Below are 26151 nucleotides of genomic sequence, written 5' to 3'. Positions count from 1 at the left end.
CGGCGAAGATGCTCGCCGAGTCCGCCCTCTGCCTGGCCCTGGACGACCTCCCGACCACCGCCGGTCAGGTCACCTCCCACGCCCCCTGCCCGGTCCTCGTCGCCCGAGGCGACGACCGACCCACCGGCCCGGTCGTCGTCGGCGTCGACGCCTCCCCGCTGTCCCACGACGCCGTCGAGTTCGCCGCCCGGGAAGCCCTCACCCGCGACACCGACCTGGTCGCCCTGCACGCCTACCGGCACCCCACCACCACCGGCCCCGGCGACATGCAACCCCTGGTGTACGACCGCGCCGACCTCCACGAGGAGGAGGACCGGGTCACCGCAGAGGTCCTCGCCGGAGCCGCCGAACGCTGGCCCGGGCTCACCGTCACCCGACGCACCGTCCGGGCCCGACCCCGCGCCGCCCTGCTCGACGCCGCCCGATCCGCCCAACTCGTCGTCGTCGGCGGACACGGCCACAGCGCACTCGGCGGTCTCCTGCTCGGCTCCACCGGCCACGCCCTGCTGCACCACGCCGACTGCCCCGTCGCCGTGGTCCGCGCCCCGCACTGACAGAGGCCGCACCGCACTCTCCCGGGCCGTCGCTCACTCTCCCGGGCCGCGCCGCACTGACACCTGCCGCACCGGCGACAGGGCCGCGACCCGTCGCCGGTGCATGCGGCGGACGTGGCCGGGTAGACGCGCCGGACACGTCACCACGGCACCGAGGGAGGCGACAATGCCGGGACCACGCCCAGGCAGCAATGCCTACGACAAGGACCGCGCGCGACTACGGAACCTGATCGAGAACTCCGGGCGCGCGGCGGACGGCAAGGCCGACGACGTGGCCAACCGGATCCTCCAGGAGGACCAGGGACGGCGGGGCGTCGTACGCGGAGACCGCACCTACGGCCCGAAGGGTGAACGCGAACCCGGCGACCCCAAGTGAGGGCCGCCGCCGTCGACGGTGCCCTCGCCGGTGCGGTGGGCAGCGTCGCGCTCAACGTCGTCAGTTACCTCGACATGGTGGTGCGGGCACGCCCGGAGAGCTCCACCCCGCAGGCCAGCGCCGGACGCCTCGCCGAGGTGGCCGGGATCGACCTGGGCCCGCAGGAGACGGCGGCCAACCGCCGCTCCGGGCTCGGCCCGGTGCTCGGGTACGGGTTGGGCATCGCCGCCGGGGCGGTGTTCGCCCTGTTCGTGGGTGACCGCCGCCCGCCACGGCCGGTGGAGGTGGCGATCCTCGGCGGCGGGGTGATGACCCTGTCCGACGGGTCGATGACCGCTCTCGGGGTGACCCGTCCCCGGTCCTGGACCCGGTCGGACTGGTTGGCCGACCTGGTGCCGCACCTGGCGTACGGGCTCGCCGCGTCGGCGAGTTGGCGTCGGCTGCGCCGCCGGTGACCGGCGGCACCTCGTCTCGACCGTCCTAGGATGAAAGTGGGTGGGGGTGTCCCGACGGACATCACCGGGACACCCCCACCCGGGTCGGTCAGTCCCGGTCGCCGCTGGCGTCCTCGGCGACCGGACCGTCCACCGGGCCGTACGGGGAGACCTGCCCCTCCGGCACCGCCCGGCCCGCATCACCACGGGACCGGGCACCCGACGGCGGGCGGACCCGCGGCGACGGCCCCTTGGAGTCCTGCACCGCACTGTTACGGGCGTCACGACGCAACTCGGGCTGCTGTGGATTCGTCACGGTCTCGGCTCCTCTCGACGGGGCGTTGACTTACTCGGGTACCCACTCCCTCCCCCGGCATGCCCGACACGCGCAATTCCCGACCCGGCGGGCCCACCCGAGGCGCGAGACCACGGATGGTCCGCCGTCGGGCGGGTACCCGGCGGGCATGGCCGACGACGACCGCACCACGGCGCGGGCACTGCTGCGACGGCAGGGCCGCACCTACGCCGACGAGGCCGGCATCGACCTGGCCGACCGGCCCGGACCCCTGTACCAGCTGCTGGTGTTGACCACGCTGCTCAGTACCCGGATCCGCGCCGGGGTGGCGCTGCACGCCGCCCGGGAACTGTTCGCCGCCGGATACCGCACCCCGGCGACGATGGCGGCGGCGACCTGGCAGGAGCGGGTCGACGCGCTCGGCCGCGGCCACTACCGCCGCTACGACGAACGCACCGCCTCGGAACTGGGCCAGGGTGCCGACCTGTGCCTCGACCGCTGGCACGGCGACCTGCGGCGACTCCACCGGGCCGCCGACGGCGACCGGACCGCGCTGCGCCGGATGCTCACCGAGTTCCCCGGCATCGGCCCCACCGGCGCCGACATCTTCCTGCGCGAGGCTCAGACCGTCTGGCCCGACCTGCGCCCCTACGCCGACCGGCGGACCCTGGCCGGGGCACGGCACCTCGGGCTGCCCACCTCGGCGGCCCGGCTGGCCGACCTGGTCGGCGGAGCCGACTTCGGCCGGTTCGCCTCCGCGTTGGTCCGGGTCGCCCTCGATCCCGACTCGGCCCGGAAGGTCACCGCCGCCGCCCCGTGACGGGTCACTTGGCGGCCGGACGGGTCAGGTGCCACACCAGCGCCGCCGCGAGGGCTGCCAGCACCAGCAGGCCACCGGAGATCCCGTCGCCCTCCTCGCCGCGACGGCCGGTGGTCCCGAAGTAGATCACCGCGACCCCGGCCAACACCGCGAAGAAGGTACGCCACCCTCGGTCGTTCACCACCGGACCGTACGACCAGAACCTCACCCACATGACCGTTTCGGCGGGTTCGTCCCGCTGCCGGGTGGGCTTCGACCCCCGGGAGGAGGTCTAGTCGGTCATCAGGTCGTCCAAGGAGATGGCGTGGGTCATCAACCACCGGGCCAGAGCGGGCATCCCGAACAGCCACAACGGCGCCGACTCGGTCGTCCCGTTCGTGGCGAACACCGCGAACCGCAGGTCCGGGGCCCGATACGCCTCGATCCGCCACCGGTGGTTACGGTCCCGCCACACCGCCGAGGGGTCCACACCCCTCACCCTAGGCGGCCCGCACCCCCACCCGGGGGCGACCACCGCAACCACCCGCGCCCCCACCCACCGGCCCAGAGAGGGGCACGCTCACCGGCGCACGGGCGACGCCGTGATCCCGCCCCCGGACGAGGCCGCGACGACGCTGCGGGTGTCGTCCGGATGCCGCCGGGTCACCCCCTGCCGGTCCAACAACTCCAACAACGGCACCGCCACCCGACGGGTCGTGTCCAGGGCCTGCCGGGCCGCACTGAGGGTGAACGGCTGCGCCAGACCCGCCAACACCCGACCCGCCTCCTCCACCGCCCCCGGCGCCAACACCACGTTCCCCGCCACCCGCACCAGGGCACCGGCCCGCACCGCCGCCCCGATCTCCCGCGCCCCCAACCCCAACTCCGCCAGACACTCCGCCTCCGGAGCCCGGAACGGCCGCTGCGCCAACCCCACCCGCAGCCGCCGCACCGCCGCCGCCACCGCCGCCGGCAGGTCCGGGCCACCACCACCGCAGACCCGGCCGGCCACCAGCCGCAACGGGGGACCCACCAACGCCTCCACCAACGCCCGGTCCGGCAGACCCAACCGATGCCGCAGCGCCTCCACCGGTGCCCCCGGCTCCAACGGGCACTCCCGCGCGTACCGGGTGACCTCCTCGGCCAACCGGGAACGCAACCCGGCCCAGTGCCCCGCATCGGCCAACCACGGCCCGACCACCACCGGCGCCCCCACCACCGGCACCCCCATCCGCAGCAGGTCCGCAGCCCGCACCAGACCACGACGACGCAACTCACCCACCAGATCCGGACGCCCGTCGACCTCCCCCAACACCACAGCCCGGGCCCGCGCGGCACCCCGCCGCCGCAACGGCGGCGGATCGACGTCCAGGACCCGCACCCCACCGGCGACGTGCCGCCGACCCGGATCCCGCAACACCGCCCGATCCCCCACCCACAGCGGCAACGGCCGATCCAACCGCAGCCGGGCCGTGTCCACCCCCAACGGTCGCACCCGCACCGCCACCGACGCCGACCCCACGTGCACCATCGCCGCGCCGGGCAGGTCGGCCACCGGATCCCCGACCACCCGGACGTCCACCACCGCACTGGACCGGAACCGGTCCGGCGTCACCAACGCCTCCCCCCGCACCAGACGACCCCGGGCCGTCCCCCGCAGGTTCACCGCCACCCGCGCCACCCCGGTCACCTCCTCCCGGGCCACCCCCATCACCTGCAACCCCCGGACCCGGACCTCCTCACCGGTCCCGGCCACCCACAGCCGATCCCCGACCCGAAGCCGACCCGCCCCCAGGGTGCCGGTCACCACGGTGCCCGCCCCCCGAACCGTGAACGACCGGTCCACCCACAACCGCACCGGGCCGTCGACCACCGGCCGGGGCAACCCGGCACCGAGGCGGTCCAGGGCCGCCCGCACCCCGGCCAGACCCACCCCGGTCGTCGCACTGACCGCCACCGCCTCCACCGCACCCAGACTCGTCGCCGCCACCTCGGCCCGACCCCGGGCCAACGCCGGACCCGGATCGGCCAGATCGGCGCGGGTCACCACCAACAGGCCCGCCCGCACCCCCAGGGCGTGCAACGCCGCCAGGTGCTCCGCCGACTGCGGCATCCACCCCTCGTCCGCAGCGACCACCACCACCGCCGCCGGCACCGGACCCACCCCGGCCAGCATGTTCGGCACGAACCGCTCATGCCCCGGAACGTCGACGAACGCCACAGTCGCCCCCGACGGCAACCGCGTCCACGCGAACCCCAGGTCGATGGTCATCCCCCGGCGGCGTTCCTCCGCCCACCGGTCCGGTTCCATCCCGGTCAACGCCCGCACCAGAGTGGACTTGCCGTGGTCCACGTGACCGGCCGTCGCCACCACCCACGACTCAGCCCCCGACCGGTCAACCCCCGACCGGGACACCCAACACCGCCTCCCGCACCGTCGCGTCGGCATCCACCGGCACACACCGCAGATCCAACAGGAGCCGACCCCGGACCACCCGCCCCACCACCGCAGGGCACCCCGTCCGCAGCGGCCCCGCATACCAGGGCGGCAGGCTCAACGCCCACGACTCCAACTCCACCCCCGGCGCACCACCGCCACCCACCACCGCCACACTGCGCACCACCTCCGCCTCACGACCAGCAGCCCTCAGCTCCTCCCCCAGCCGCCCCACCCGACGCCGCAACACCACCGGATCGGCGTGCAGCGCCGCCCGTACCGGGGTGACCGGGTCACCGAGGGTCGCCGCCAACGCCGCCAGGGTCAACTTGTCCACCCGCACCGCCCGCGCCAGGGGATGCCGACGCAACCGCTGCACCACGTCGGCGTCACCCAACAACAGACCCGCCTGCGGACCACCCAGGAGCTTGTCGCCACTGGCGGTCACCAACGTCGCCCCGGCCCGCAGGGCACTCGCCGCGTCCGGCTCGTCGGGCAACGACGGATCCGCCGCCAACAACCCCGACCCGATGTCGACCACCACCGGCACCCCCAGGGTCGCCAGCTCCCGCACCGACACCGACCCCGTGAACCCGGTGACCACGAAGTTCGACGGGTGGACCTTCAACACGAACCCCGTCCGAGGCCCGAGCGCCGCCGCGTAGTCGGCCACCGTACTCCGGTTGGTGGTCCCCACCTCGACCAACCGGGCACCCGTGCTGACCAGCAGATCCGGCAACCGGAACCCGTCACCGATCTCCACCAGCTCACCCCGGCTCACCACGATCTCGGCACCCGCGGCCAACGCCGTCGCCGCCAACACCAACGCCGCCGCCCCGTTGTTGACCACGTGCACGCCGCCCGCGTCCGGAACGGCCGCCGCCAACGCGTCCAGGGCGTCCCGGCCGCGACGGGCCCGCCGCCCGGACACCAGATCCAACTCCACGTCGGTGTGACCGGCAGCAGCCACCACCGCCTCCACGGCCCGACGCGACAACGGCGCCCGCCCCAGGTTGGTGTGCAGGACCACGCCGGTGGCATTGAGCACCGGACGGACCACCGCAGCGGGCAACGCCGCCACCGCCGCCTCCACCACCCGCTCCGGCGCGATCTCACCCCGGCGCGCCCGGTCCTGCGCCTGACCGATGATCACCTTCACCCGGTCCCGGCCCAGCGTCGCCACCGCGGCGGCCAACCGGGCCTCGGCCAGCAGAGTGTCAGTACCCGGCACCCGACGCCGCTGGTCCCCCATCGAATCCACTCCCGACCCGTCGGCACGCCCGACACCGGAGGGCACCGACGTCGATGGCGGAGACGGACGGGAATCGAACCCGCCTGGCCCGGGTCCCGGACCACACCGGTGTTGAAGACCGGGAGGGGCACCAGCCACCTGAACGCCTCCACGCAGCAGTGAACCACAGCGGCCACCACCCGCGCGCCCGACCAGACGGGAAACCCGGCGCCCTCAGCCCCCGGACGCGGCCCGCCGAGCCATCCGCTCCCGCTGCGGCACCACCGTGTACTTCGGATCCCGGGCCGACGCCACCCCCGCGTGGAACACCCCGAACCGGGTGGCCACCGACCCGGCCAGCAACGCCCCACCCGCCACCGCCGCCACCCACCGCCGCCGGCGACCCCACACCGCCCCGACCGCCCCCGCCACCGTCAACACCCGACCCGCCCGCAGCAACCACCCCGGCCGCCCGGTCCGATACGGCTCACCCACCAGACCCAACCGCGACTCCATCCGATGCGCCCCCGCCCACTCCATCACCGCACCCGCCACCGCCAACCGCCGCGCCGGACCGGCCTGCGCCACCGGCACGGCAAGCAACCCCACACCCGCGCCGCTGGCCAACGCACTACCCGCGAAGATCACCGGCAACTCCGGGTACGCCTCGTGCCACGACGGCACCGCCGTGTCCGCCAACAACACCCCCGTGTACGTCGCCAGCGCCGGCGCCGTCACCGCCGCCACCACCCCACCGACCCGCCCCACCGGCGGCAACACCCGACCCACCACCCCCAGCGGCCCCCGCTGCGGCAGCCACCCCGCCCCCTCGGCCACCGCCGCCACCCCCGCCGCCGGACCGAACACCGTCAGGATCCACGTCCCCACCGACATCGGAGACGTCGGCTTCGCCACCCGCAGCATGTGATGGAACCGCTCCGGACGACCCAGATCCGACACCAGCAACCCGCCACTGGCCGCCACCGCCACCGCCGCCGCCAACCGGCCCGCCCGCCGCACCGCAGGCCGACCCGTCACCTGCCCACCCAACCCCAACAGCGACGCCCCCGCCGCCAACCCCCCGGTGAACAGGTACGCCGGGATCTCCCACGTCCACACCGGCGGCTTCACGATCGGCCGACCGTAGTAGGACGTGAACCGCGCCGCCGGCACCGCCAGCGCCTCCCCACCACCGTGCTCCCGCCGACCCCGACCACCACCCGACGCCCCACCACCACCCGTCACGACGACCCCCCGACGAACGCCACCACCGCCGCCGCCGCCATCGCCAACGCCGCCACCCCCGCCCGCCGCCACATCGACGGCAACCTCCGCGTCGGCACCACCGGATCCGGCGGCAACCCGTACACCTCCGGCTCGTCCAACAACAGGAAGAACGCACCGTCCCCACCCACCCCGTCCGCCGGATCGTGCCCGTAGAGCCGGGCCCCCGACACCCCCTGCGACCGCAACACCCCCACCCGCTGCTCGGCCCGCCCCCGCAACTCCTCCAACGGGCCGTACTGGATCGACTCCGTCGGACACGCCTGCGCGCACGCCGGCGTCAACCCCGCACCGATCCGGTCGTAACACAACGTGCACTTCCACGCCCGACCGTCGTCGGCCCGCCGATCGATCACCCCGTACGGGCACGCCGACACGCAGTACCCACACCCGTTACAGATGTCCTCCTGCACCACCACCGTGCCGAACTCCGTCCGCAACAACGACCCCGTCGGACAGACGTCCAGACACCCCGCCTCCGTACAGTGCTTACAGACGTCGGACATCATCAACCAGCGGAAATCCGTCCGCTGACCGACCCCGGTCTCCCGACCCGGCGGCCGGGCACCCGGCATCCCCAGGAACTGCGACCCCGACCCGACCGGATCAGGACCGGGGGCGGCGTCGGAGCAACCGGCCGGCTGCTCGACGAACGCCACATGCCGCCACGAGTTCGCAGTCAACGCCCCCGTGTTGTCGTACGACATCCCCAACAGGTCCAACCCCGACGTCGGAACGTCGTTCCACTCCTTGCACGCCACCTCACACGCCTTACAACCGATACAGACACTCGTGTCGGTGAAGAACCCCATCCGGGGCGGCGCATCCACCCAACCGGCCGCCACCGCCGGATCCACCCAACCGCCCTCAGTCGACACGACCCTCCCCCTCCGACGGCACCTCGGTCGTCACCGTCGGCGGCTCCAGACCCGCCCGACGCCGATACCACCCCACCAGAGCCAGCAACTCCCCACCCACCGGCCGACGCCCCGGACGCAGATCACACGTCCCCACCTTGCTCTCCTGGATCAACACGTTCGGATCCAACGTGATACCGAACAGGTCGTTCGCCGAATCCCCCGTCACCAACCCCGCCGACCCGAAGTGATACGGCAACCACACCTGATGGATCAGACGCCCCTCCACCCGCAACGGCGTCAACCTGTCGGTCACCAACACCCGCGCCTCGATCACCGACCGGGCACTCACCAGATGCGCCCACCCCAGATGCGTCAACCCCACCTCGGCCGCCAACGCCCCGGACACCTCGACGAACATCTCCGGCTGCAACTCCGCCAACGGCGCGACCGTACGACTCATCCCACCCGCCGTGTGATGCTCCGTCAGCCGACTCACAGTAAACACGTACGGAAACACCCCGGCCTGCGGCGACGGCGCACTCGGATTGATCGGATTCACCGGATGGTCGTACACCTTCCGGGTCGGGTTGGCCTGCTGACCGTAGAACGCATTCACCACCGGCGACTCGGCCGGCTCGTAGTGCGTCGGCAACGGCCCGTCCAACACCCCACTCGGCGCGTACAACCACGCCTTCCCGTCCCCCTGCATCACGAACGGATCCACCCCGGACAACCCCGCCACCCCCGACGCCCCCTCCGGCGGCCGATACGACGGCGGCTTCGTCCGCTCGAAATCCGGCACGTCGTGACCGGTCCACTCGCCGCGCTCGGAGTCCCACCACACGTACCGCTTCCGCTCACTCCACGGCCGACCCTCCGGATCCGCCGACGCCCGGTTGTAGAGCATCCGCCGGTTCGCCGGCCACGCCCACCCCCACTCGGCCGCCACCCAGTCCTGCTCCCGCCCCGGCCGACGCCGCGCCGCCTGGTTCACCCCGTCGGCGAACACCCCCGTGTAGATCCAACAACCCACCGCAGTGGAACCGTCGTCACGCGCCTGCGTGAACGCCGACAACAGCCGACCCGACACCGTGTCGTACCCGTTGATCTCCCGCAGCACCGCCTCCGCGCTCGGCTCGGCCCACCGCCCGTGCGTCGGATAATCCCAGGTCGCCGCCAACAGAGCCCGATCCCTCGGCGCCGTCGACCCCGCCAACTTCTCCCGCAACACCCGACCCAGGTGGAAGAAGAACCACAACTCCGACCGCGCGTCACCCGGCGGATCCACCGCCTTCTCCCGCCACTGCAACAACCGCTGGGTCTGGGTGAACGTCCCCTCCTTCTCCACGTGCGAGGCAGCCGGCAGGAAGAACACCTCGGTACGACACTCGGTGGGAACGATCTCCCCCGTCGCCACCTCCGGAGAATCTCGCCAGAACGTCGCCGACTCGATCTCGAACAGGTCCCGCACCACCAACCAGTCCAGATTGGCCATCCCCAGCCGCTGCGCCCGCCCGTGCGCCGACCCCACCGCCGGATTCTGACCGAGCAGGAAATACCCCTTCACCTTCCCGTCGATCATGTTCAACACCTGCTGGTACGTCCCGTGGTCCCCGGTCATCCGCGGCAACCAGCCGTACCCGAAATCGTTGTCCGGCGTCGCCGCGTCCCCCCAGTACGCCTTCAACAGACTCGCCGCATACGCCCGGGCGTTCCCCCAGAACCCCTTCTGACCGGCAGCCGCCATCCCGTCCACCCACGCGTCGAACGTCGGATGGCTCTCCGCGTGCGGCATCGGCAGATACCCGGGAAGCAGGTTGAACAACGTCGGAATGTCAGTCGACCCCTGGATGCTGGCGTGCCCCCGCAACGCCATGATCCCCCCACCGGGCCGACCGATGTTGCCCAACAACGTCTGGATGATCGCCCCCGTACGGATGTACTGCACACCCACGCTGTGCTGCGTCCACCCCACCGAGTAGACGAGCGCCCCCGTCCGCTCCCGCCCCGAGTTCTCCGTCCACGCCCGCGCCAACTCCAGGAACCGCTCCTGCGGGACACCACACACCCGCTCCACCATCTCCGGGGTGTACCGGGCGAAGTGCCGCCGCAGGATCTGGTACACGCACCGTGGATGCTGCAACGACTCGTCCCGCTGCAACGGCCCCGCCACCCCCGGACCGTGCGACTCGTGCTCCAACCCCGCCGCCGAATCCCGCTCACGAACGGTGTCACCACCACCCGAGCCACCCTCACGCCCCGCGTACTGCCAACTGTCCTGCGTGTAACTCGCCGTCGCCGGATCGAAGCCGGAGAAGAGCCCGTCACCGTCCTCCGCGTCGACGTACCGCTCACTGACGATCGTCGACGCATTCGTGTACGCCAACACGTACTCCCGGAAGTCCAGACCGTTCTCCAGGATGTACCGCACCACCCCACCCAACAACGCGATGTCCGTACCAGCCCGAATCGGCAGGTAACCGTCGGCCACAGCGCTGGTCCTGGTGAACCGCGGATCGACGTGGAACACCTTCGCACCACGCCGCTTGGCCTCCATCACCCACTGGAAACCCACCGGATGAGCCTCGGCCATGTTGGAACCCTGGATCACGATGACGTCAGAGTTCGCCAGGTCCTGCTGAAAGTCCGTCGCACCACCGCGACCGAAGCTGGCCCCCAGACCGGGGACGGTGGCGGAGTGTCAAATACGGGCCTGGTTCTCGATCTGCAACGCCCCCAACACGGTGAACAACTTCTTGATGAGGTAGTTCTCCTCGTTGTCCAACGTCGCCCCACCGAGACTGGCGATCCCCAACGTCCGGTTCACCGCCCGCCCGTGCGCGTCGGTCTCCTCCCACGTCTGCGCCCGCGCAGCGATCACCCGATCGGCGATCATGTCCAGGGCGACGTCGAGATCCAGATCCTCCCACTGCGTCCCGTACGGCCGCCGATACCGGACCTTCGTCTGCCGCAACGGACTGGTGACCAGACTCCGACTCGCCGCACCCTTCGGACAGAGCCGACCCCGCGAGATCGGACTGTCCGGATCCCCCTCGATCTGGGTGACCTGCCCGTCGGCGACATAGACCCGCTGACCGCAACCCACAGCACAGTAGGGGCACACCGACCGGACCACCCCGTCGGCGTCCTCGGTACGCGCCGACAACCCCGCAGTACGCGCCGACTGCGCCGCCGCCCCCCGACCGAGCGGATCGTCCCCGGTGAGCTGCCGATAGACCGGCCAACCCGCGATGAAGGTCCGCAAACCCATCCCGCGAACCCCCCTCCGCCCGGCCGACCACCGACGTCCCGACCATAGAACAACCCACCCCGCCCCGCGACCCCGTCGACAGGGAGTTCCCCCGACCGGGAAACGGGAACCCCACCCTCCATGACGGCCCTGCTCGCCCCGGTGCTGCTCGGCGTCGCCGGGGTCGCCCTGGCCGCCCTCGGACCGGCCACCGCCCGACCCCTCCCCCGGCCCTGGCGCGGCACCGTCACCACCGCCACCCTCGGCAGCGCCCTGCTCCTGCTCACCAGCCCCCTGCTGGGTGGATCCGCGCTCCGCGCCCTCCCCGTCCTCTGGTGGGTCCTGCTGGCCTCCACCACCTGTCGACTCGCCCGCGACCGCCGACGCGGCCACCCCGGCCCCACACCCCCCGGTGACCCCCACCCCCCGGCCCGGTGACGACCGGCCGACGGCGGGGTGGACGACGTCCGGCCACGACAGGGCTACCCTGAGACCATGCAGGGTGTCGTCCAGACCGAACCCGCCGCCGCCGGTCACCGCTCCTACGGCCGGGTGGCCCACCTGGCCCGCCCGGGCCGTCCCGCCGTCGTCGTCGGCACCCTCACCGAACTCACCGGCCCCGTCCAGGGGGTGGTCGAGCTTCCGGTGCGCCTGATGTGGAGCCCCGACCGCACCTTCGACCTCGCCGACCCCGACCAGCTGCTCTGGATGTACGAGAACGTGCTGCGGGAGAGCACCAGGGCCGAGGACCTCCGCGCGCTCATCGACGCGACGATGCTGCGCCGGGTGTGGCGCACCCTCAACCTGCCACGCGGCGTACGCCTGGCCTGGGAGAGCCGACACCGGGTGCTCCGGGCGGGGTGAGCACCGCCCACCTGCACGACTTCTACCGCGAGGTGGCCCGGGTGGCGCTGACCGCCGCCGGACCCCACCGGTTCGTCCTCGGCGGCGGGGTGGCCTGGGCCGCCCACGGGCTGGTCGCCCGCCCGACCGAGGACGTGGACCTCTTCGCCGACGTGGAGGGGGCGGCCCTCGCCGCCGCCGCCGAGGTCCGGGCCGCGCTGGAGCGGGCCGGGTTCGAGGTGGCCGACGCCGACCCCGACAGTGACCTCGCCGACCTGTTCGCCGGTTTCGAACAGGACCTGAAGGACTTCGTGGTCGGGCGGGACGGCCGGCAGATCCGGCTGAGCCTGGCCCGTCTCGACAGGCACCGCAGCCCGGTGGTGATGGACCTCGGCCCGGTGATGGACGTCCGCGACCTGGTGGCGAACAAGACCGCCGCCCTGGTCAACCGGCGGGAGGTGCGCGACTTCATCGACGTCGCCGCCGCCCTGGACCACTATCCGGTGGCGGAACTGCTGGAGTTGGCCCGCCAGATCGACCCGGCGCTGGACCCCGAGGACGTCCGCGCCGCCGGCCGGTACCTGGACCGGGTCCCGGACCAGCGTTTCTCCCGGTACGGCCTGGACGCGGCGGCGGTCCACAGGTTGCGTCGTCGCCTCGCCGTCTGGCCTCGCTGACCGTTGCGCTGGTGATGTTCGTCGATCCGGGATGTGGTGCGTGGGGTGGAGCGGAGCTCACACCCGCTAGGGCATCCTAGGAAGATAGGTGAGTTCGGGGCACGGAATGGGCCGACGGCCGGGGTGAACCGGGACGGACGGGTCAGCGGTGAGGTCGCACCGGGGCGAGGGGCACCGCCTCGGAAGCCCGGCGCGGGTGGGGCAACCGGTCCAGGAGGGCCAGGGCGGCCCGGACCGGGGTGCGCTCCACCACCCGGTCGAAGCTCGCCTCGCCCCGACAGAACCCGGCGAACATCCGCCAGCCCATCGGCGTGGCGAGCAACCCGTGACACATCTGCGGGCGACGCTCGAAGACCTCCAGCAGCCGGTGTCCGGCCCGCATCGACGGCACCAGGGTCTCCCCCACCGCCCGCCCGTAGCCGGCCTGGTCACCCCCGGCCGCCGCCGTACCGGCCAGCTCGCCGGAGCGCAGCGCGAAACTGATCCCCTCCCGGCTCCACGGTTCCAGCAACCCGGCCGCGTCACCGGCCACCGAGACCCGTCCCCGCACCAGCGGGGAGTCCTCCGCCCGACACCGGGTCAGGTGCCCGGAGTCGTGCTCGGGCGGCAGCTCGGCCAGGCCCAGCCGCTGCACGAACGACTTGAGGTAGGCCCGGGTCCGCTCCCCCTCGCCCCGGGCCGCGATCACCCCGACGGTCAACCTGTCCCCCTTCGGGAACACCCACGCGTACGAGCCGGGGATCGGGCCCCAGTCCAAGAGCAGTCGACCCCGCCACCGCCGCTGGTGGACGGGGGGCACCGGAATCTCCAACTCCAGCCCGAGGTCGACCTGCCGGTACCGGACACCCACGTGCCGGGCGGTCACCCCGGAGGAGCCGTCCGCGCCGACCACGGTACGGGCGTGCACCGTCGTACCGTCGGCCAGCCGCAGCCGTACCCCGTCCGGGTCCTGGTCGATCGCGCGGACCGGGGCGCGCTCGCGGACCTGCGCCCCGGCGGACACCGCCGCCGCCCGCAACCGGTCGTCGAACTCCTCCCGGCGCACCATCGTCACCAGCGACCCGCTGCGACACCGGCGGGTGAACCCGCCTCGCCCGTCACGGGTGAAGGTGACCCGGTCCACCCGGTCGTGCACCGGAACCTCGATCCGGCCGGCCACCGCCGCCAACGAGGTGCCGATCAGACCCCCGCCGCAGGTCTTGTAACGGGGGTGCACGGCGCGTTCCAGCACCAGGGTCCGGGCCCCGGCCCGCGCCGCCGCGTGGGCGGCGCTGAGTCCGGCGGGGCCGGCACCGACGACGGCGACATCCCAGACGATCACGCGTGCAGCCTAGGGCAACGAGGTCCGTGCGCCGTCCACCACGGACGGCGCGCCGGAGTACGCGAGGAGCATCTTCGACCCGGGAGCGGGTAACCGCGCGGGGCGTACCGCTCGTGCCGGGCGGTCGGCGGACGAAGGGGGACGGCCATGCACGAGGTGCAGCTCTCGGACATGGAGGCTCGGGTGTACGAGGCGGTCGCCGCGCTGGAGGCGCGGGGACAGGTCCCCTACCCCGACCAGATCGCCGAGGAGGCCGGGCTGACCGAGGAGGAGGTGCACGCGCCGCTGCGGCAGCTGACCGAGCGCAACCTGCTGCACCGGGAGGACTCCCCGATGGCCGGGCTCGACTTCGGCCCCCGTTGGTGTGCCCGACAGATGGCGTGACACCCACAGACACCGGTCCGGACGGTCACCGGGACGCCACGGACCCGGCGGCGGACCGGCGGCGGTGGCAGGCCCTCGCCGTCGGTCTGGTCGCCGCGTTCATGACCCTGCTGGACATCAGCATCGTCAACGTCGCCGTGCCGTCGATCGACAGGGCCCTCGGGGCCGGCCCGAGTGACCTGCAGTGGGTGCTGTCCGGGTACGCGCTCACCTTCGGTCTGGTCCTGGTGCCGGCCGGGCGGTTCGGCGACGCACGCGGGCGGCGGGCGGTGTTCCTGTTGGGGGTGGCGTTGTTCACAGTCACCAGCGCGGTGGCCGGGCTGGCCCGGTCACCGGAGTGGCTGATCGCCGCCCGACTCCTCCAGGGGGCCGCCGCCGGGGTGGTCAACCCGCAGGTCACCGGGCTGATCCAGGAACTGTTCCGGGGGCCGGAACGGGCCCGACCGTTCGGTCTGCTGGGTGCCACGATCGGGGTCTCCACGGCGGTGGGGCCGCTGCTGGGCGGGGTGCTCATCCACATCGGCGGGGCGGAGCACGGGTGGCGGTGGGTGTTCTTCGTCAACGTTCCGGTCGGGATCGTCGCCATGGTGTTCGCCTGGCGGCTGGTGCCGTCGCGCCCGAACGGGTCGTCAGGTGAACGCGGCCTCGACCCGGTGGGGGTCCTGCTCCTGGGGGTGGGGGTCGTGGCGCTCCTGCTGCCGCTGGTCCAGGGTGAGCGGTGGCGCTCCCCGGCCCGGTGGTGGCTGGTCCCGGCGGGTCTGGTGGTGCTCGTCGCCTTCGGTCTGTGGGAACGCCGGTACGCCCGCCGTCGACCGCCGCTGTTCTGCCTGGACCTGTTCCGGACCCGGTCGTACCTGCTGGGGTCGGTGATCGCCCTGCTCTACTTCGGTGGGTTCACCGCCCTGTTCTTCGTCTTCACCCTCTACCTGCAGACCGGGCTCGGCTACAGCCCGCTGGTGGCGGGCGCGGCCATCACCCCGTTCGCGCTGGGGTCGGCGTTGACCTCGGCGATCAGCGGTCGGATCGTCAACCGGACGGGGCGGCTGCTGGTGGTGGTCGGACTGGCCGGGGCGATCCTCGGTCTGCTCGCCGTGGTGCTGGTGTCGCTGCTGGTGCCCGAGGGGCCGGCCCCGCTGACCCTCGCCGGTCCGTTGCTGCTCGCCGGGCTCGGCAGTGGACTGGTGATCGCCCCGAACCAGACCCTGACCCTGGCCGAGGTGCCGGTGCCGGTGGCCGGGAGCGGGGCGGGGATGCTGCAGACCGGCCAGCGGATCGGGTCGGCGGCGGGAATCGCCGGGGTGGGGTCGGTCTTCTTCTCGACCGTGGGCGGCTCCGGCGACTGGTCGGCGGGGTTGCGGCACGCGTTGCTGGTGGCCGCCGGGATCATCGTCCTGGCGTTGCTGGCCGCCCTGCTCGACGTGGCGGGCCGCCGTCGGCGGCGGCGGTGAGCAGGGACCGACGGCGGACCCCGGGACGCCCGCCGAGGCGAGCGGTGGGCGCAGACACGGTGGGCGCAGACGGCGGCACCCGTCGGAGACGAACTCCGACGGGTGCCGCGTGCGGTCACCGGGCTGGGCCCGGAGTGCGGTGGATCAGCTGCCCTCACCCATGCGGACCTTGCGGCGCCACGCCAGGGTCAGCAGCATCAGGACCGCGCCGGCCCCGACCAGACCGCCGCCGACCTTGAGCGGGGTGCCGGCGTCGTCACCGGTCACCGGCAGCCAGCCGCCCTTGTGCGGCCACTTGGAGTGGCTGGGGCTGGGCGTCGGCTTGACCTTCTTCAGGACCCGCAGGGTCGTGGAGGCGGTCCGACCGGTGTCCCGACCCACCGCCGTGAAGGTGTGGGTGCCCTCCAGGCTCGGGGTCCACGACCGGGTGAACCGGCCGTCACCGTTGGCGGTGGCGGTGATGGGCGGCAGGACCGGGTTGACCTGGATCGAGATGTCCACGATCTCCCCGGGCCCGAAGCCGGCACCACGGAGCTGGGCGGTCTCGCCCACGTACACCGTCGTCGGGGTCACCGTCAGCACGGGCGGCTGCGGCGGATAGTCCGTCGGCGGCTGGGTCGTGACGGAAGGCGTCGGCTGCGGCTGTGCCGCGGCCGCCACGGTCGGCACGGCCACCACGGCCAGACCGACCGTGAGCGCCATGATGATGCGGGATAGCCGCATGATGGTTCCCTCCTACTGGTTACAGGCTGGTGCTGGATCTATCTGGGTGGTCCACGGGGTGGCGGTGGGCGTGTGCCAGAGGTCGGCGGTGCCGGCCACTGTCCGTTCCGCGGTGAGCAGGTCGACCTCGAGGGTCCGGGACGTTCCCGGGCGGAGCTCGACGGTGGCGACGACGACCTGCCGGCCGCGTTCGGTGCCGCTGCCCAGCGACACCTCGTCTCCGTCGAGCCGCCCGCCGATGACCGCGCCGCCTGCCGGGCTGAAGACGTAGACCAGCGTGCGGACGGTGTACGGCGGGATGCTGGTGCCCAGACCGAGCACGGACGGGGTGAGTCCGCGTTTCGGTGCCGAGGAGGCCAGCGAGAACGCCAGCCGGAGCAGACGTCGCCCGTCAGGTCGGCACTCACCGACAGTCAGGGTCGCCGCCGGCCGCAGGTAGTAGCCGAGCTTCGCGCCGGTGCCGTCGTTGAGGAAGACACCGACGGTCGGCTCGGACTCCTGTTCCGGGAGCACCCCCGACATCCGGCTGTCGGCGAGCACCCGCTGTTCCTCGGACCGGGCACTCCAGAACAATATCCGACGTTCTTCCACAGAACGGCGGAAAGCAGAAAGAGCATCCGCAGGAGGCACTTTTTTGGACAGAAGCGTGTCAAAGGTGGCAGCGGCGGCGGCGGCGTAGAACTCGTCCTGCTCGGCGACGTCGAGGGTGAGGTACGCCTCGGAGAGCAGGGTCCGGACCGCGGTGGACGCTGTCAGCTGCGGCCCCTGGGGCACCTTGACCGGACCGATCACCTCCAGCAGGTACGACAGCGCCACCGGGTCCACGGCGAGGACCCCGTCGACCTCGGTGCCGGTGCGCCGCCGGACCATCTCCCGGTAGAGCTTCGCCGCGGTGGGGAAGTGCGGGGTCAGGTTGACGTTCGCCGGGAAGATGCCGGGCAGGTCGGTGTAGAGCCGGCGCATCTCCGCGCTGAGCTTCGTGATCGGCGGGTCGAACCGGAGCAGCTCGGAGGCGGAGGCGCCCTGCCCGACGATTTTGACCCGCCCGCCGTCGGCGCGGATCACCGCGTACGCACCGAGCATCCCCCCGGTCGCCCGGACCTCGGCGGGGTTCTGCGCGGCAAGCAGATAGGTACGCGGCCCCTCCGCGCCCATCAGCGGGGGCAGGATCCGGGCCACCTGACTGGTCGTGGCGGTCATCCCGGCCAGCCTGTCGAGCTCGGTGCGCAGTCGGGTCAACGCCGAGGCGACCTGGGGTACCAGCCCGTCGGCGGAGATCGTGGCGAGGTCGTCGCGAACCCGCTGCACCACCTCGTCACCGGCGGCGAGCTGCTGTGCGACGTCGCGTACGGCCGCCGGGTCGAGGCCGCCCCGCTGGGGGAGCAGCGCCGCCGGGTCCACCCCGACCAGGGACGGGAACGCCGTGCGGGACAGGTCGTCGATGGCCACCGCGACCCGGCGTACGGCGGTCAGGTCGTCTCCCGCGTACGGCGTCCACCCGGCCGCCCACCAGGACGGGTCACCTGTCGCGGTACGGGCCCTGGCGGCCTGTTCCTGGAGGGCGGCGAGGGTCCGTTGGGCTCGGTCGGTGTCCCCGGCGAGCAGTTGGGAGCTGAGTTCCTGGGCCAGAGCGGCGGCGTTGAGCAGGTGCGTGCGCGCCTGGGAGACGCGCAGTCCGAGCCAACCCGTGGCGGACAGCAGCAGGGACAGCGACACCAGGGCGATCAGTAGTGCCCGTCGACGACGCGCGCGACGGCGACGCCGGGACGGGCGCGGACGCGACGTCACGCTCTCCGGCACACCACACTCCCCTACTCAAAACGGACAGAAACCTGATGCGTGCTGTTTGTAACACGATCGCGGGGCAAAAAGGGCTTTATAGGTGTTCATCCCCTGACGGGGTTTCTGAACCCCTCCTGGCGGGACGCCACCGCCTCGTGCAGCAGCCGCTCGACCCGGTCGACCCCGGCCCGCATCGACATCTCCCGCAGGTAGGTGTCGCGTCCCCGCCGGCCCATCTCGACCCGGGCCGACTCGGGGATCGTCGCGGCCAGCCAGAACCGGTCGGCCAGGGCGGCCCAGTCCTCCGGCGGGCAGGACAGTCCCGCCCGGGCCCGCTCCACGATCTGGGCGGTGTCCCCGGCGGCCGCGGCGACGACCGGCACCGCGCAGGACAGCGCGGCGGTCAACTTCCCCGGCACCCGGCCCCGCAGCTCCGGCAGGTCACGGGCAGCCACCAGGTGGTAGTCGGCGGCGGCGGAGAGCTCCGGCATGTCCAGTGCCGACCGCCGGGGCAGGAACCGGATGTTGCCCGTCCCCAGCTCCCCGGCCAGTCGCCGGACCCGGGGTTCCTCACCGCCGGAGCCGACCAGGACCAGTTGCATCTTCGACTCCAGGGAGGCCGCCGCCCGTACCGCGGTGGCCAGTCCCTCGGCGACGCCGATCGTCCCGGCGTGCATGACCAGGCACCGCCGGTCCGCGCCGACCAGCCGGCGGGCCGCCGGGCTCGGGGCGACCGGCCGGAACAGCCTGTCGTCGGTCCAGCCCGGTACCAGCCGGATCCGCTGCGGGTCGCCGCCCGCTGCCACCACCGGCTCGCGCAGCGACGGCGCGGTCACCGCCAGCCTGTCCGCCGCCCGGTAGGCCCGCGCGGCGGAACCGGCCAGTCGGACCGACCACCGTCGGGCTGCCTCACCACCACCGAGGGTCTCCGCGCCCGCCCAGACGTCCTGCACGTGCAGGACGGTCGGCACCGAGCCGAGGGCCCGTCCGACGGCCACCGTGGCGAGGGTCGCCGCCGGTACCTGGTGGACGTAGAGGACGTCCACCCCGCGCAGGTACCGCCGGGCGACGAGCCCGGCGCCGGCGGCGAAGGACAGGTACGCCGCCATCCGACCCCGGACCGTCCCGTCGTCGCGGGGGAACCGGGGCACCCGCCTGACGGTCAGCCGGAGGCTGTGCGTCTCGTGGTGCCACCGCTGCCGCCACCCCGGGTAGACGTGTCCGCCCGGGTAGTCGGGGAACCCGGTCAACACCCGCACCTCGTGTTCCCGGGCGGCCAACTCCTCGGCGAGACTGCCGACCAGGAAGGCCGGTTCCGGTGGGAAGTGGTACGCCAGGATGCCGATCCTCACCGGGGCACCTCCTGACCGGACGGCGCGTTGGCCGGACGCGAGGGCCACGGCGACACGTAGGATGCCGTCAACCCCTCGCCGACCGGCCCGGGACGTCGGCGCGTCGGCGTCCGGTCGCCGGTGACCGCCCGTACGACTCCGTGGAGAGGGGCTTCGATGGCCGACCGGATCCTGTTCGTGTGCCACGCCAACCTGTGCCGATCGCCGATGGCCGAGTTCGTCGCCACCGACCTGCTGGCGAAGCTGCCGGTGACGGTGGCCAGCGCCGGCACCCACGCGGTGGACGGGCACCCGATGCATCCGTACGCCGCCGAGGTGGCCACCGGCACCAGCCGGGACCCGGAGACGTTCCGCAGCCGCCGGGTCACCGCCGACCTGCTCCGCGACGCCGCCCTGGTGCTGACCGCCACGCGTGGCCAGCGCTCGACCTGCGTCGGGCTCGCGCCGGCGACCCTGCACCGGGTGTTCACCCTGCGCCAGTTCGCCCGCCTGGCCGAGTTGGCCGCGAGTCCGCAGGCGGCGACCGGCGCACCGCTGACGGCGGCGGTCCGGGCCGCCACCCTGGCGCGGGGGCGGCTGCAGCCGACCACCCCCGCCGACGACGACCTGACCGACCCGCTCGGCAACGGGCTCGCGGAGTTCCGCGGGTGCGCCCGGGAGATCGAGCGGTGCGTGCTGCCGGTCGCGGCTCTCATCGAGGCAGCCGGGTGAGGGTCTGGGTGTCGTCGTCGGCCCGGTCCGGGCCGACCGCCGAGCCCCGCTTGGCCCGGGTGCCGGCGGAGCCGCTGCGGGCGGCCGGCACCTCGATCCGGTAGTTCTCGTACCGGTACGCCTCGGCCTTGCCAAGCTTGGCCATGTTGAGTACGCAGCCGAGCAGCCGGACCGAGACCGACTGGAGCGCCTGGGCCGCCGCGCTGACCTGACCCCGGTCGGTCCGGCCGTGCTGGCTGATCAGGAGCGCCCCGTCGGCCTGGACGGCGACCACCACACCGTCGGTGACGCTGCCCAGCGGGGCGGTGTCGATCACCACGATGTCGGCGGACTCGCGGAGCATCACCAGCAGGTCGGCCATCGCCTTGGAGCCCAGCAGTTCGCTGGGGTTCGGCGGGGTGGAGCCGCTCGGCAGGACCAGCAGCGACTTGTCACCCCACCGCTGCACCACGTCGCCGACCTGGACGTCGCCGAGCAGGACGTCCGTCAACCCGACTGTGGACTCCATGTTGAGGTACTCGGCCACCTTCGGCCGACGCAGGTCGGCGTCGACGAGGGCGACCCGCCACCCGGCCTCGGCCAGGGCGATGGCCAGGTTGCAGGAGATGGTGGTCTTCCCCTCCCCCTGCAGGGCGCTGGTGACGGCGATGACCCGGGCGGGTTCGTGGACGTCGACGAAGCGCAGGTTGGTACGGAGCTTGCGGATCGCCTCGGCCCGCGGCGTGGTCGCCGCGTCGCCGACGATCAGCGGGGCCTGGCGGGCGGTGGCGTCGAAGGGGATCTCACCGAGCAGCGGACTGCCGGTGACCCGTTGCAGGCTGATCGCGTCCCGTAGCCGGGTGTCGAGCTTGGTCCGCAGGACCACCAGCCCCAGGCCGGCGACCAGGCCGATCAGTGTGCCCAGGGCGAAGTTGCGGACCGGCTCCGGGTAGACCGGGGTCGAGCCGACGCGGGGGCCACCGATCACCTCCACCTTGATCGGTGGGGTGCGGCCCTCCGGTGGGGTCTCCACCGCCTTGACCAGTTCGACGAAGCGGGCTGCGACAGCCTCGGTCAGCTTCAGGGCACGGGTGGCGTCGGTGTCGACGATGGTCCCCTGCAACAGGACGGTGTCGCGGACCGTGGAGGCGGTGATCCGGCTGCGGACCTCGTCCACTGTCAACCCGAGTTGGCTCTTGGCCACGACGCTCTGCGCCAGCCTGTCGCTCTGTAGCAGGTCGACGTACGACTTCACCCGCTGTTGCATGAAGATGCCGCCCTGGTACGCCTCGCTCACCCCCTGGTTCGGCGTGGTGACGAAGAAGGTCACCGTGGCGGCGTAGCGGGGTTGGGCCCGGAGGGTGACCACAGTGGTCAGCCCCAGCGACACCATGACCGTGACCAGGGCGATCCACCAGTGCCGGCGGACCGCGCGCAGGTAGTCACGAATCTCCATCAGTCGAACCCTCCTCGTCCCGACCCTGCCGATAAAAGCTTCACCAAATCCCCTATATCGGCCTATAGATCATGTAAATATGGTTGGGCCCCATTCGGTGTGGGATGGGACGAACAGAATCTAAACCATCTGTCACCGCTATAAGCCGCAAACCACTCAGACGGTAACGAATACCTGAGGGCAGACCATGGACCCAGCACCGACCTCGCCCGCCCCTCCCATCGACCATCGATTCGTCCGCCGCAGGGCCGCCCTGTACCTCCTAACGCTGGACACGCTCGCGTGGTGCGGGGGTCTGCTGACCGCTGCCTGGACGCGGTTCGAATTCGCCCTCACCGCCGGGCAGTGCGCGGCCGTGCTCGGCGTCGCCGTGGGCTGCGCGGCGGGACACGGTGCCCTCGGGCTGGTCCGGGCCCGACTGCGCGGCCGGGACCCCGTGGGCAGCGCCAACGAGGCGTGGGCCCTGGTCGTCACCACGGCCGGGGTGCTGGGGGTGGCCCTCGCCCTGCTCCTGCCCGTCGACCCGCGCCCGGTCCCGGCCACCACACCAGTGGTCGGCGCCATGATCGCCCTGTTGATCATGGCGTTGGCCCGGGCCGCCTACCGCCACCACCGCGACCGGCACGCCGGCCCGACCCGCTCGGCCAGCCGGACCCTCGTCTACGGCGTCGACGTGGCCACCGAACAGCTGCTCCGGTCGCTGCGCAGCGACCCGCTGAGCCGGTACCTGCCGGTGGGACTGCTCGACGACGAGCCGGAACGGATCGGAGAGCGTCTGGACGGGATCCGGGTCCTGGGTGGTCGCGGGGACCTGGTCGACGTCATCGGGCAGACCCGGGCCTCGACGGTGATCCTCTGCATGGGCGGCGCCGACGCCGAACTGATGCGCGACGTACGGGCCCGCACCCTCCAGGCCGGCGCCGCGTTCAAGGTCCTGCCCCCGGTACGCGACCTGCTGGACCGGCCGGTGAAGGTGACCGACGTCCGGGACATGCAGCTGACCGACCTGCTGGGCCGGGCCCAACGGGTCGCCGACCTCACAGTCGAGGGCAGCGGGCTACGCGGACGGCGGGTCCTGGTCACCGGCGCAGGCGGCTCCATCGGCTCGGAGCTGTGCCGACAGATCGCCCGGTGCGACCCGGGTGAGTTGATGATGCTCGACCGGGACGAGTCGGCGCTGCACGCGTTGCAGATGTCCCTACACGGCCGGGCGCTGCTCGACGGGCCGGAGCTGATCCTCGCCGACATCCGCGACGCCGAGGAGATCGGTCGGATCATCGCCGACAGGCAACCCGAGATCGTCTTCCACGCCGCCGCCCTCAAGCACCTCACGCTGCTGCAACGGCACCCCGGCGAGGCGATCAAGACCAACATCCTGGGCACCCTGAACGTCCTGGACGCCTGCCGGGACGTCGCCCGGTTCGTCAACATCTCCACCGACAAGGCGGCCAACCCGACGAGTGTCCTCGGGTACTCCAAACGGCTCACCGAACGGCTGACCGCCCACTACGCCGCCCACGGGGGCAGCCACCTCAGCGTCCGTTTCGGCAACGTGCTCAGCAGCCGGGGGTCGGTGCTGACGGCCTTCCGGGCCCAGATCGAGGCCGGCCTGCCGATCACCGTGACCCACCCGGACGTCACCAGGTACTTCATGACCGTGCAGGAGGCGGTGCACCTGGTCATCCAGGCCGCCACGATCGGCCGGGCCGGGGAGGCGCTCGTTCTCGACATGGGTGAACCGGTCCGCATCGCCGAGGTGGCCCGGCGGCTCGCCGCCGAGTCGGCCACCGGCACCGAGATCGTCTTCACCGGGCTGCGCCCCGGGGAGAAGCTGCACGAGGACCTGTTCGGGGCTCAGGAGACCGACAGCCGCCCCATCCACCCGTTGATCTCGCACGTCCGGGTACCCGCGCTCGACCCCGGGGAGGTCAGGCTGCTCGACCCGTACGCCGATCCGGACGAGCTGGTCAAGAGGTTGGCGGCGATCTGCGCGGACCGGCCCGTGGTGGGCAGCCTGCCCGCCCCCCGGTGAACCGGTGACGGCCGGTGGCTCCATGGAGCCACCGGCCGTCACCGGTCGCGAGGTTCCGTCCCCGACGGTCGGGGGGACGGGTCAGAGCAGCAACTCGCGTACGCCCTCGATCGTCAGCCACAGACCGCAGATGGCGAACAGGATCGCCGCACCGTACTTGATGGTCCGCTCGGGGAGCTTCTTGCCGAGCAGCCGCCCGACCAGGATCGCCAACGCGTCGGCGGCGACCATGCCGATGGTCGAGCCGAGCCAGGTGCCGAACCAGCCGTACTGGGTGGCCAGGGTGATCGTGGCCAGCATCGTCTTGTCCCCCAGCTCGGCCAGGAAGAACACGACCGTGACGGTGACGATCGCCGACTTGGTGTTCTGCTGGGCCCGGCGCTTCTCCTGTTCGGTGAGGCTGTCGCCGCGCAGGGTCCACGCGCCGAACGCGAAGAACGCCAGACCGGCGACGAGGGAGATCCAGCCGGTGGGCAGGGCGGCACCGAGTCCCACCCCGATCGCCACGGACGCCAGGTGGACCACGGCGGTGGCGATGGTGATGCCGATGAGGACCGGCACGGTCCTGAACCTGGTGGCGAAGGCCAGCGCCATCAACTGGGACTTGTCGCCCAGCTCGGCCACGAAGATCACGCCGAAGCTGACCACCAACGCGATGAAGAAACCTTCCATGACACCTTCCCGATCAGGGCCGGGAGGAGGTGTCAGGGCGACCTCGACCCGGCTGTGACAGCCTGAGTCGAAGGTCTCGCCCGCCCCGTGTGGGGCCGCGTGGCCGGACGCGGAACGCGTCAGTATGTCGACCACGACATTGGGGGCTACTCCCCTTCGCGCCGCCGAGCATAGTCGACCGGGGTGGCCCCGGTGGTCGCCGGGTGACCGGCCTCACCGTGGCGACCTCCGGCCGGGATCGGTGGGCGTTCAGACGGCCCGGGCCAACGTCACCCCGAACAGGTCCTCCGGGTCGGTCCAGAAGTGCTCGGCGCAGAACCCGGCCGCGTCCAGCTCGGCGGCGATCCCGGTGGGACGGAACTTCGCCGAGATCTCGGTCCGCAGCTCCTCCCCGGCGGCGAAGTCGACGACCAGGTCGAGGACCCGGACCCGCATCGGACGTTCGGCGCGCAACCGCATCTCGATCCACTCGTTCTCGGGATCCCAGAGCGCGACGTGCCGGAACGCCTCCGGGTCGAAGTCGGCCCCCAGCTCCCTGTTGACCACCCGCAGCACGTTGCGGTTGAACTCGGCGGTCACCCCGGCGGCGTCGTCGTACGCCGGCACCACCACCCGGGGATCCTTGACCAGGTCGGTGCCGACCAGCAGCCAGTCACCGGCCTCCAGTCCGGCCCGCATCGCGGCCAGGAAGGCGGCGCGCTCCGGCGGCAGGAGGTTGCCGACGGTGCCGCCGAGGAACACCACCAGGCGCCGACCACCGGCGGGCAACCGGTCCAGGTGCCTGGTGAAGTCCCCGACGATGCCCCGGACCCGCAGGCCCGGATAGTCGGTGGCGATCTGCTCGGTGGACTGTCGCAGGGCGCTGACCGAGACGTCGAGCGGGACGAAGCTGCCCAGCCCACCGCGGCGGGTGAAGGCGTCCAGCAGCAGCCGGGTCTTCTCCGACGACCCGGACCCCAACTCGATCAGGGTCTTCGCGCCGGTCGCCTCGGCGATCCGGGGGGCCCGGGCGGCCAGCACGGCCCGCTCGGCCCGGGTCGGGTAGTACTCCGGCAGCTCGGTGATCTGTTCGAACAGCTCACTTCCCCGGGCGTCGTAGAACCACTTGGGCGGCAGCCACTTCGGCGTCGCGCCGAGGCCGACGCGGACGTCCTCGCGTAGCCCCCGACCCAGGTCCTGCTCCTCCAGGTAGATCTCCAGTGGTTCGGCGTTGTTCACAGCTCCTCCTTCTCGGGTCGGGCCGGATGTCGG

At 72.5% G+C, this 26151-nt stretch carries 25 protein-coding genes, 1 tRNA gene and 1 pseudogene; 11 read left to right on the top strand and 16 right to left on the bottom strand.

Translation table 11 applies throughout. The features are described from left to right. The 3 genes from ABT336_RS13755 to ABT336_RS13745 form a co-directional block, all read left to right on the top strand. Positions 1–554, top strand: a 554-nt coding sequence (locus ABT336_RS13755; protein WP_350896902.1) for a universal stress protein, incomplete at its 5' end; no start/stop codon positions are given. A gap of 166 nt (positions 555–720) precedes the next feature. Then, on the top strand, positions 721–930 hold the full coding sequence (locus ABT336_RS13750; RefSeq protein WP_350896901.1) for a phosphatidylethanolamine-binding protein: 210 nt from the start codon (positions 721–723) through the stop codon (positions 928–930). After that, positions 927–1385: a hypothetical protein gene (locus ABT336_RS13745; protein ID WP_350896900.1), complete on the top strand. Its 459-nt coding sequence runs from the start codon at positions 927–929 to the stop codon at positions 1383–1385. The genes ABT336_RS13750 and ABT336_RS13745 overlap by 4 nt, the downstream gene beginning before the upstream one ends. Before the next feature lie 88 nt (positions 1386–1473). Here ABT336_RS13745 and ABT336_RS13740 read toward each other — a convergent pair whose 3' ends face one another. Then, the gene (locus ABT336_RS13740; RefSeq protein ID WP_350896899.1) at positions 1474–1680 is read right to left on the bottom strand and encodes a hypothetical protein; all 207 of its coding nucleotides are present in this window, start codon (positions 1678–1680) and stop codon (positions 1474–1476) included. Between the two features lie 148 nt (positions 1681–1828). On the opposite strand from ABT336_RS13740, the gene ABT336_RS13735 reads away from it, so the two are divergent. Beyond that, on the top strand, positions 1829–2479 hold the full coding sequence (locus tag ABT336_RS13735) for a hypothetical protein (protein WP_350896898.1): 651 nt from the start codon (positions 1829–1831) through the stop codon (positions 2477–2479). Positions 2480–2483: 4 nt separating this feature from the next. Here ABT336_RS13735 and ABT336_RS13730 read toward each other — a convergent pair whose 3' ends face one another. The 8 genes and pseudogenes from ABT336_RS13730 to fdh form a co-directional block, all read right to left on the bottom strand. Continuing rightward, a complete protein-coding gene (locus ABT336_RS13730; RefSeq protein WP_350896897.1) occupies positions 2484–2660 on the bottom strand; it encodes a hypothetical protein in 177 nt (58 codons plus the stop codon). Positions 2661–2750: 90 nt separating this feature from the next. Then, positions 2751–2948: a hypothetical protein gene (locus ABT336_RS13725; protein WP_350896896.1), complete on the bottom strand. Its 198-nt coding sequence runs from the start codon at positions 2946–2948 to the stop codon at positions 2751–2753. A 90-nt stretch (positions 2949–3038) separates the two neighbouring features. Beyond that, positions 3039–4832, bottom strand: coding sequence for a selenocysteine-specific translation elongation factor (gene selB / locus ABT336_RS13720; protein WP_350896895.1), 1794 nt, complete (start codon positions 4830–4832; stop codon positions 3039–3041). Positions 4833–4854: 22 nt separating this feature from the next. Next, entirely contained in the window at positions 4855–6147 is a 1293-nt protein-coding gene (selA, locus tag ABT336_RS13715) for an L-seryl-tRNA(Sec) selenium transferase (protein ID WP_350896894.1), read from the bottom strand. A 54-nt stretch (positions 6148–6201) separates the two neighbouring features. Then, positions 6202–6297, bottom strand: a tRNA-Sec gene (locus tag ABT336_RS13710). 63 nt (positions 6298–6360) lie between these two features. After that, positions 6361–7371, bottom strand: a complete 1011-nt coding sequence (nrfD, locus tag ABT336_RS13705) for an NrfD/PsrC family molybdoenzyme membrane anchor subunit (RefSeq protein WP_350896893.1) — start codon at positions 7369–7371, stop codon at positions 6361–6363. Then, entirely contained in the window at positions 7368–8288 is a 921-nt protein-coding gene (locus ABT336_RS13700; protein WP_502891176.1) for a 4Fe-4S dicluster domain-containing protein, read from the bottom strand. Before ABT336_RS13700 ends, nrfD begins: the two co-directional genes overlap by 4 nt. A 22-nt stretch (positions 8289–8310) precedes the next feature. Continuing rightward, positions 8311–11541 (bottom strand): annotated as a pseudogene (gene fdh / locus ABT336_RS13695) (formate dehydrogenase); the annotation flags it as partial. 120 nt (positions 11542–11661) lie between these two features. Between fdh and ABT336_RS13690 the strand changes: the two are divergent. Genes ABT336_RS13690 through ABT336_RS13680 form a run of 3 tightly spaced genes read left to right on the top strand, consistent with a single transcriptional unit; the run spans position 11662 to position 13040 of the window. Next, positions 11662–11958, top strand: coding sequence for a hypothetical protein (locus tag ABT336_RS13690; protein ID WP_350896891.1), 297 nt, complete (start codon positions 11662–11664; stop codon positions 11956–11958). A gap of 57 nt (positions 11959–12015) precedes the next feature. Then, positions 12016–12384, top strand: a complete 369-nt coding sequence (locus ABT336_RS13685; RefSeq protein WP_350896890.1) for a hypothetical protein — start codon at positions 12016–12018, stop codon at positions 12382–12384. Then, positions 12381–13040 carry a nucleotidyl transferase AbiEii/AbiGii toxin family protein gene (locus ABT336_RS13680; protein WP_350896889.1) on the top strand — a complete coding sequence of 220 codons (660 nt, stop codon included), beginning with the start codon at positions 12381–12383 and terminating at the stop codon, positions 13038–13040. The genes ABT336_RS13685 and ABT336_RS13680 overlap by 4 nt, the downstream gene beginning before the upstream one ends. 142 nt (positions 13041–13182) lie before the next feature. On the opposite strand, the gene ABT336_RS13675 is transcribed toward ABT336_RS13680, so the two are convergent. Next, positions 13183–14361: a geranylgeranyl reductase family protein gene (locus ABT336_RS13675; RefSeq protein WP_350896888.1), complete on the bottom strand. Its 1179-nt coding sequence runs from the start codon at positions 14359–14361 to the stop codon at positions 13183–13185. A gap of 147 nt (positions 14362–14508) precedes the next feature. Between ABT336_RS13675 and ABT336_RS13670 the strand changes: the two genes are divergently transcribed. Both ABT336_RS13670 and ABT336_RS13665 read left to right on the top strand, forming a co-directional pair. Continuing rightward, a complete protein-coding gene (locus ABT336_RS13670) occupies positions 14509–14745 on the top strand; it encodes a sigma-70 family RNA polymerase sigma factor (RefSeq protein WP_350896887.1) in 237 nt (78 codons plus the stop codon). Continuing rightward, positions 14742–16193 carry an MFS transporter gene (locus ABT336_RS13665; RefSeq protein WP_350896886.1) on the top strand — a complete coding sequence of 484 codons (1452 nt, stop codon included), beginning with the start codon at positions 14742–14744 and terminating at the stop codon, positions 16191–16193. The genes ABT336_RS13670 and ABT336_RS13665 overlap by 4 nt, the downstream gene beginning before the upstream one ends. 144 nt (positions 16194–16337) lie before the next feature. On the opposite strand, the gene ABT336_RS13660 is transcribed toward ABT336_RS13665, so the two are convergent. The 3 genes from ABT336_RS13660 to ABT336_RS13650 form a co-directional block, all read right to left on the bottom strand. Next, positions 16338–16916, bottom strand: coding sequence for a hypothetical protein (locus tag ABT336_RS13660; protein ID WP_350896885.1), 579 nt, complete (start codon positions 16914–16916; stop codon positions 16338–16340). Positions 16917–16928: 12 nt separating this feature from the next. Continuing rightward, a complete protein-coding gene (locus ABT336_RS13655) occupies positions 16929–18716 on the bottom strand; it encodes a DUF4012 domain-containing protein (protein ID WP_350896884.1) in 1788 nt (595 codons plus the stop codon). Positions 18717–18802: 86 nt separating this feature from the next. Next, entirely contained in the window at positions 18803–20050 is a 1248-nt protein-coding gene (locus ABT336_RS13650; protein WP_350896883.1) for a glycosyltransferase family 4 protein, read from the bottom strand. A gap of 156 nt (positions 20051–20206) precedes the next feature. Between ABT336_RS13650 and ABT336_RS13645 the strand changes: the two genes are divergently transcribed. Beyond that, on the top strand, positions 20207–20761 hold the full coding sequence (locus ABT336_RS13645; protein WP_350896882.1) for an arsenate reductase/protein-tyrosine-phosphatase family protein: 555 nt from the start codon (positions 20207–20209) through the stop codon (positions 20759–20761). On the opposite strand, the gene ABT336_RS13640 is transcribed toward ABT336_RS13645, so the two are convergent. Continuing rightward, on the bottom strand, positions 20742–22196 hold the full coding sequence (locus ABT336_RS13640) for a tyrosine-protein kinase domain-containing protein (RefSeq protein ID WP_350896881.1): 1455 nt from the start codon (positions 22194–22196) through the stop codon (positions 20742–20744). The two genes, ABT336_RS13645 and ABT336_RS13640, sit on opposite strands and share 20 nt — an antisense overlap. Positions 22197–22383: 187 nt before the next feature. Between ABT336_RS13640 and ABT336_RS13635 the strand changes: the two genes are divergently transcribed. Beyond that, on the top strand, positions 22384–24228 hold the full coding sequence (locus ABT336_RS13635; RefSeq protein WP_350896880.1) for a polysaccharide biosynthesis protein: 1845 nt from the start codon (positions 22384–22386) through the stop codon (positions 24226–24228). Positions 24229–24309: 81 nt separating this feature from the next. Here the strand turns inward: ABT336_RS13635 and ABT336_RS13630 are convergent, their stop codons facing one another. Together ABT336_RS13630 and egtD are read right to left on the bottom strand one after the other, a co-directional pair. Then, complete coding sequence (locus ABT336_RS13630; RefSeq protein WP_350896879.1) at positions 24310–24900, bottom strand: TMEM165/GDT1 family protein; 591 nt, start codon at positions 24898–24900, stop codon at positions 24310–24312. A 249-nt stretch (positions 24901–25149) separates the two neighbouring features. After that, positions 25150–26118: an L-histidine N(alpha)-methyltransferase gene (gene egtD, locus ABT336_RS13625; RefSeq protein WP_350896878.1), complete on the bottom strand. Its 969-nt coding sequence runs from the start codon at positions 26116–26118 to the stop codon at positions 25150–25152. Positions 26119–26151 lie beyond the last annotated feature (33 nt).

It is taken from the genome of Micromonospora sp. NPDC000207 (assembly GCF_040300925.1).
Lineage (GTDB): Bacteria > Actinomycetota > Actinomycetes > Mycobacteriales > Micromonosporaceae > Micromonospora.
This window is presented reverse-complemented; position numbering and strand designations above follow the sequence as displayed.

What these genes read in the sequence shown, in the direction of transcription:
- ABT336_RS13750 (WP_350896901.1), top strand. Translation starts at nt 721, where the DNA reads ATGCCGGGACCACGCCCAGGCAGCAATGCCTACGACAAGGACCGCGCG.
- ABT336_RS13735 (WP_350896898.1), top strand. Translation starts at nt 1,829, where the DNA reads ATGGCCGACGACGACCGCACCACGGCGCGGGCACTGCTGCGACGGCAG.
- selA (WP_350896894.1), bottom strand. Translation starts at nt 6,147, where the DNA reads ATGGGGGACCAGCGGCGTCGGGTGCCGGGTACTGACACTCTGCTGGCC.
- ABT336_RS13690 (WP_350896891.1), top strand. Translation starts at nt 11,662, where the DNA reads ATGACGGCCCTGCTCGCCCCGGTGCTGCTCGGCGTCGCCGGGGTCGCC.
- ABT336_RS13685 (WP_350896890.1), top strand. Translation starts at nt 12,016, where the DNA reads ATGCAGGGTGTCGTCCAGACCGAACCCGCCGCCGCCGGTCACCGCTCC.
- ABT336_RS13670 (WP_350896887.1), top strand. Translation starts at nt 14,509, where the DNA reads ATGCACGAGGTGCAGCTCTCGGACATGGAGGCTCGGGTGTACGAGGCG.
- ABT336_RS13660 (WP_350896885.1), bottom strand. Translation starts at nt 16,916, where the DNA reads ATGCGGCTATCCCGCATCATCATGGCGCTCACGGTCGGTCTGGCCGTG.
- ABT336_RS13645 (WP_350896882.1), top strand. Translation starts at nt 20,207, where the DNA reads ATGGCCGACCGGATCCTGTTCGTGTGCCACGCCAACCTGTGCCGATCG.
- ABT336_RS13640 (WP_350896881.1), bottom strand. Translation starts at nt 22,196, where the DNA reads ATGGAGATTCGTGACTACCTGCGCGCGGTCCGCCGGCACTGGTGGATC.
- ABT336_RS13635 (WP_350896880.1), top strand. Translation starts at nt 22,384, where the DNA reads ATGGACCCAGCACCGACCTCGCCCGCCCCTCCCATCGACCATCGATTC.
- ABT336_RS13630 (WP_350896879.1), bottom strand. Translation starts at nt 24,900, where the DNA reads ATGGAAGGTTTCTTCATCGCGTTGGTGGTCAGCTTCGGCGTGATCTTC.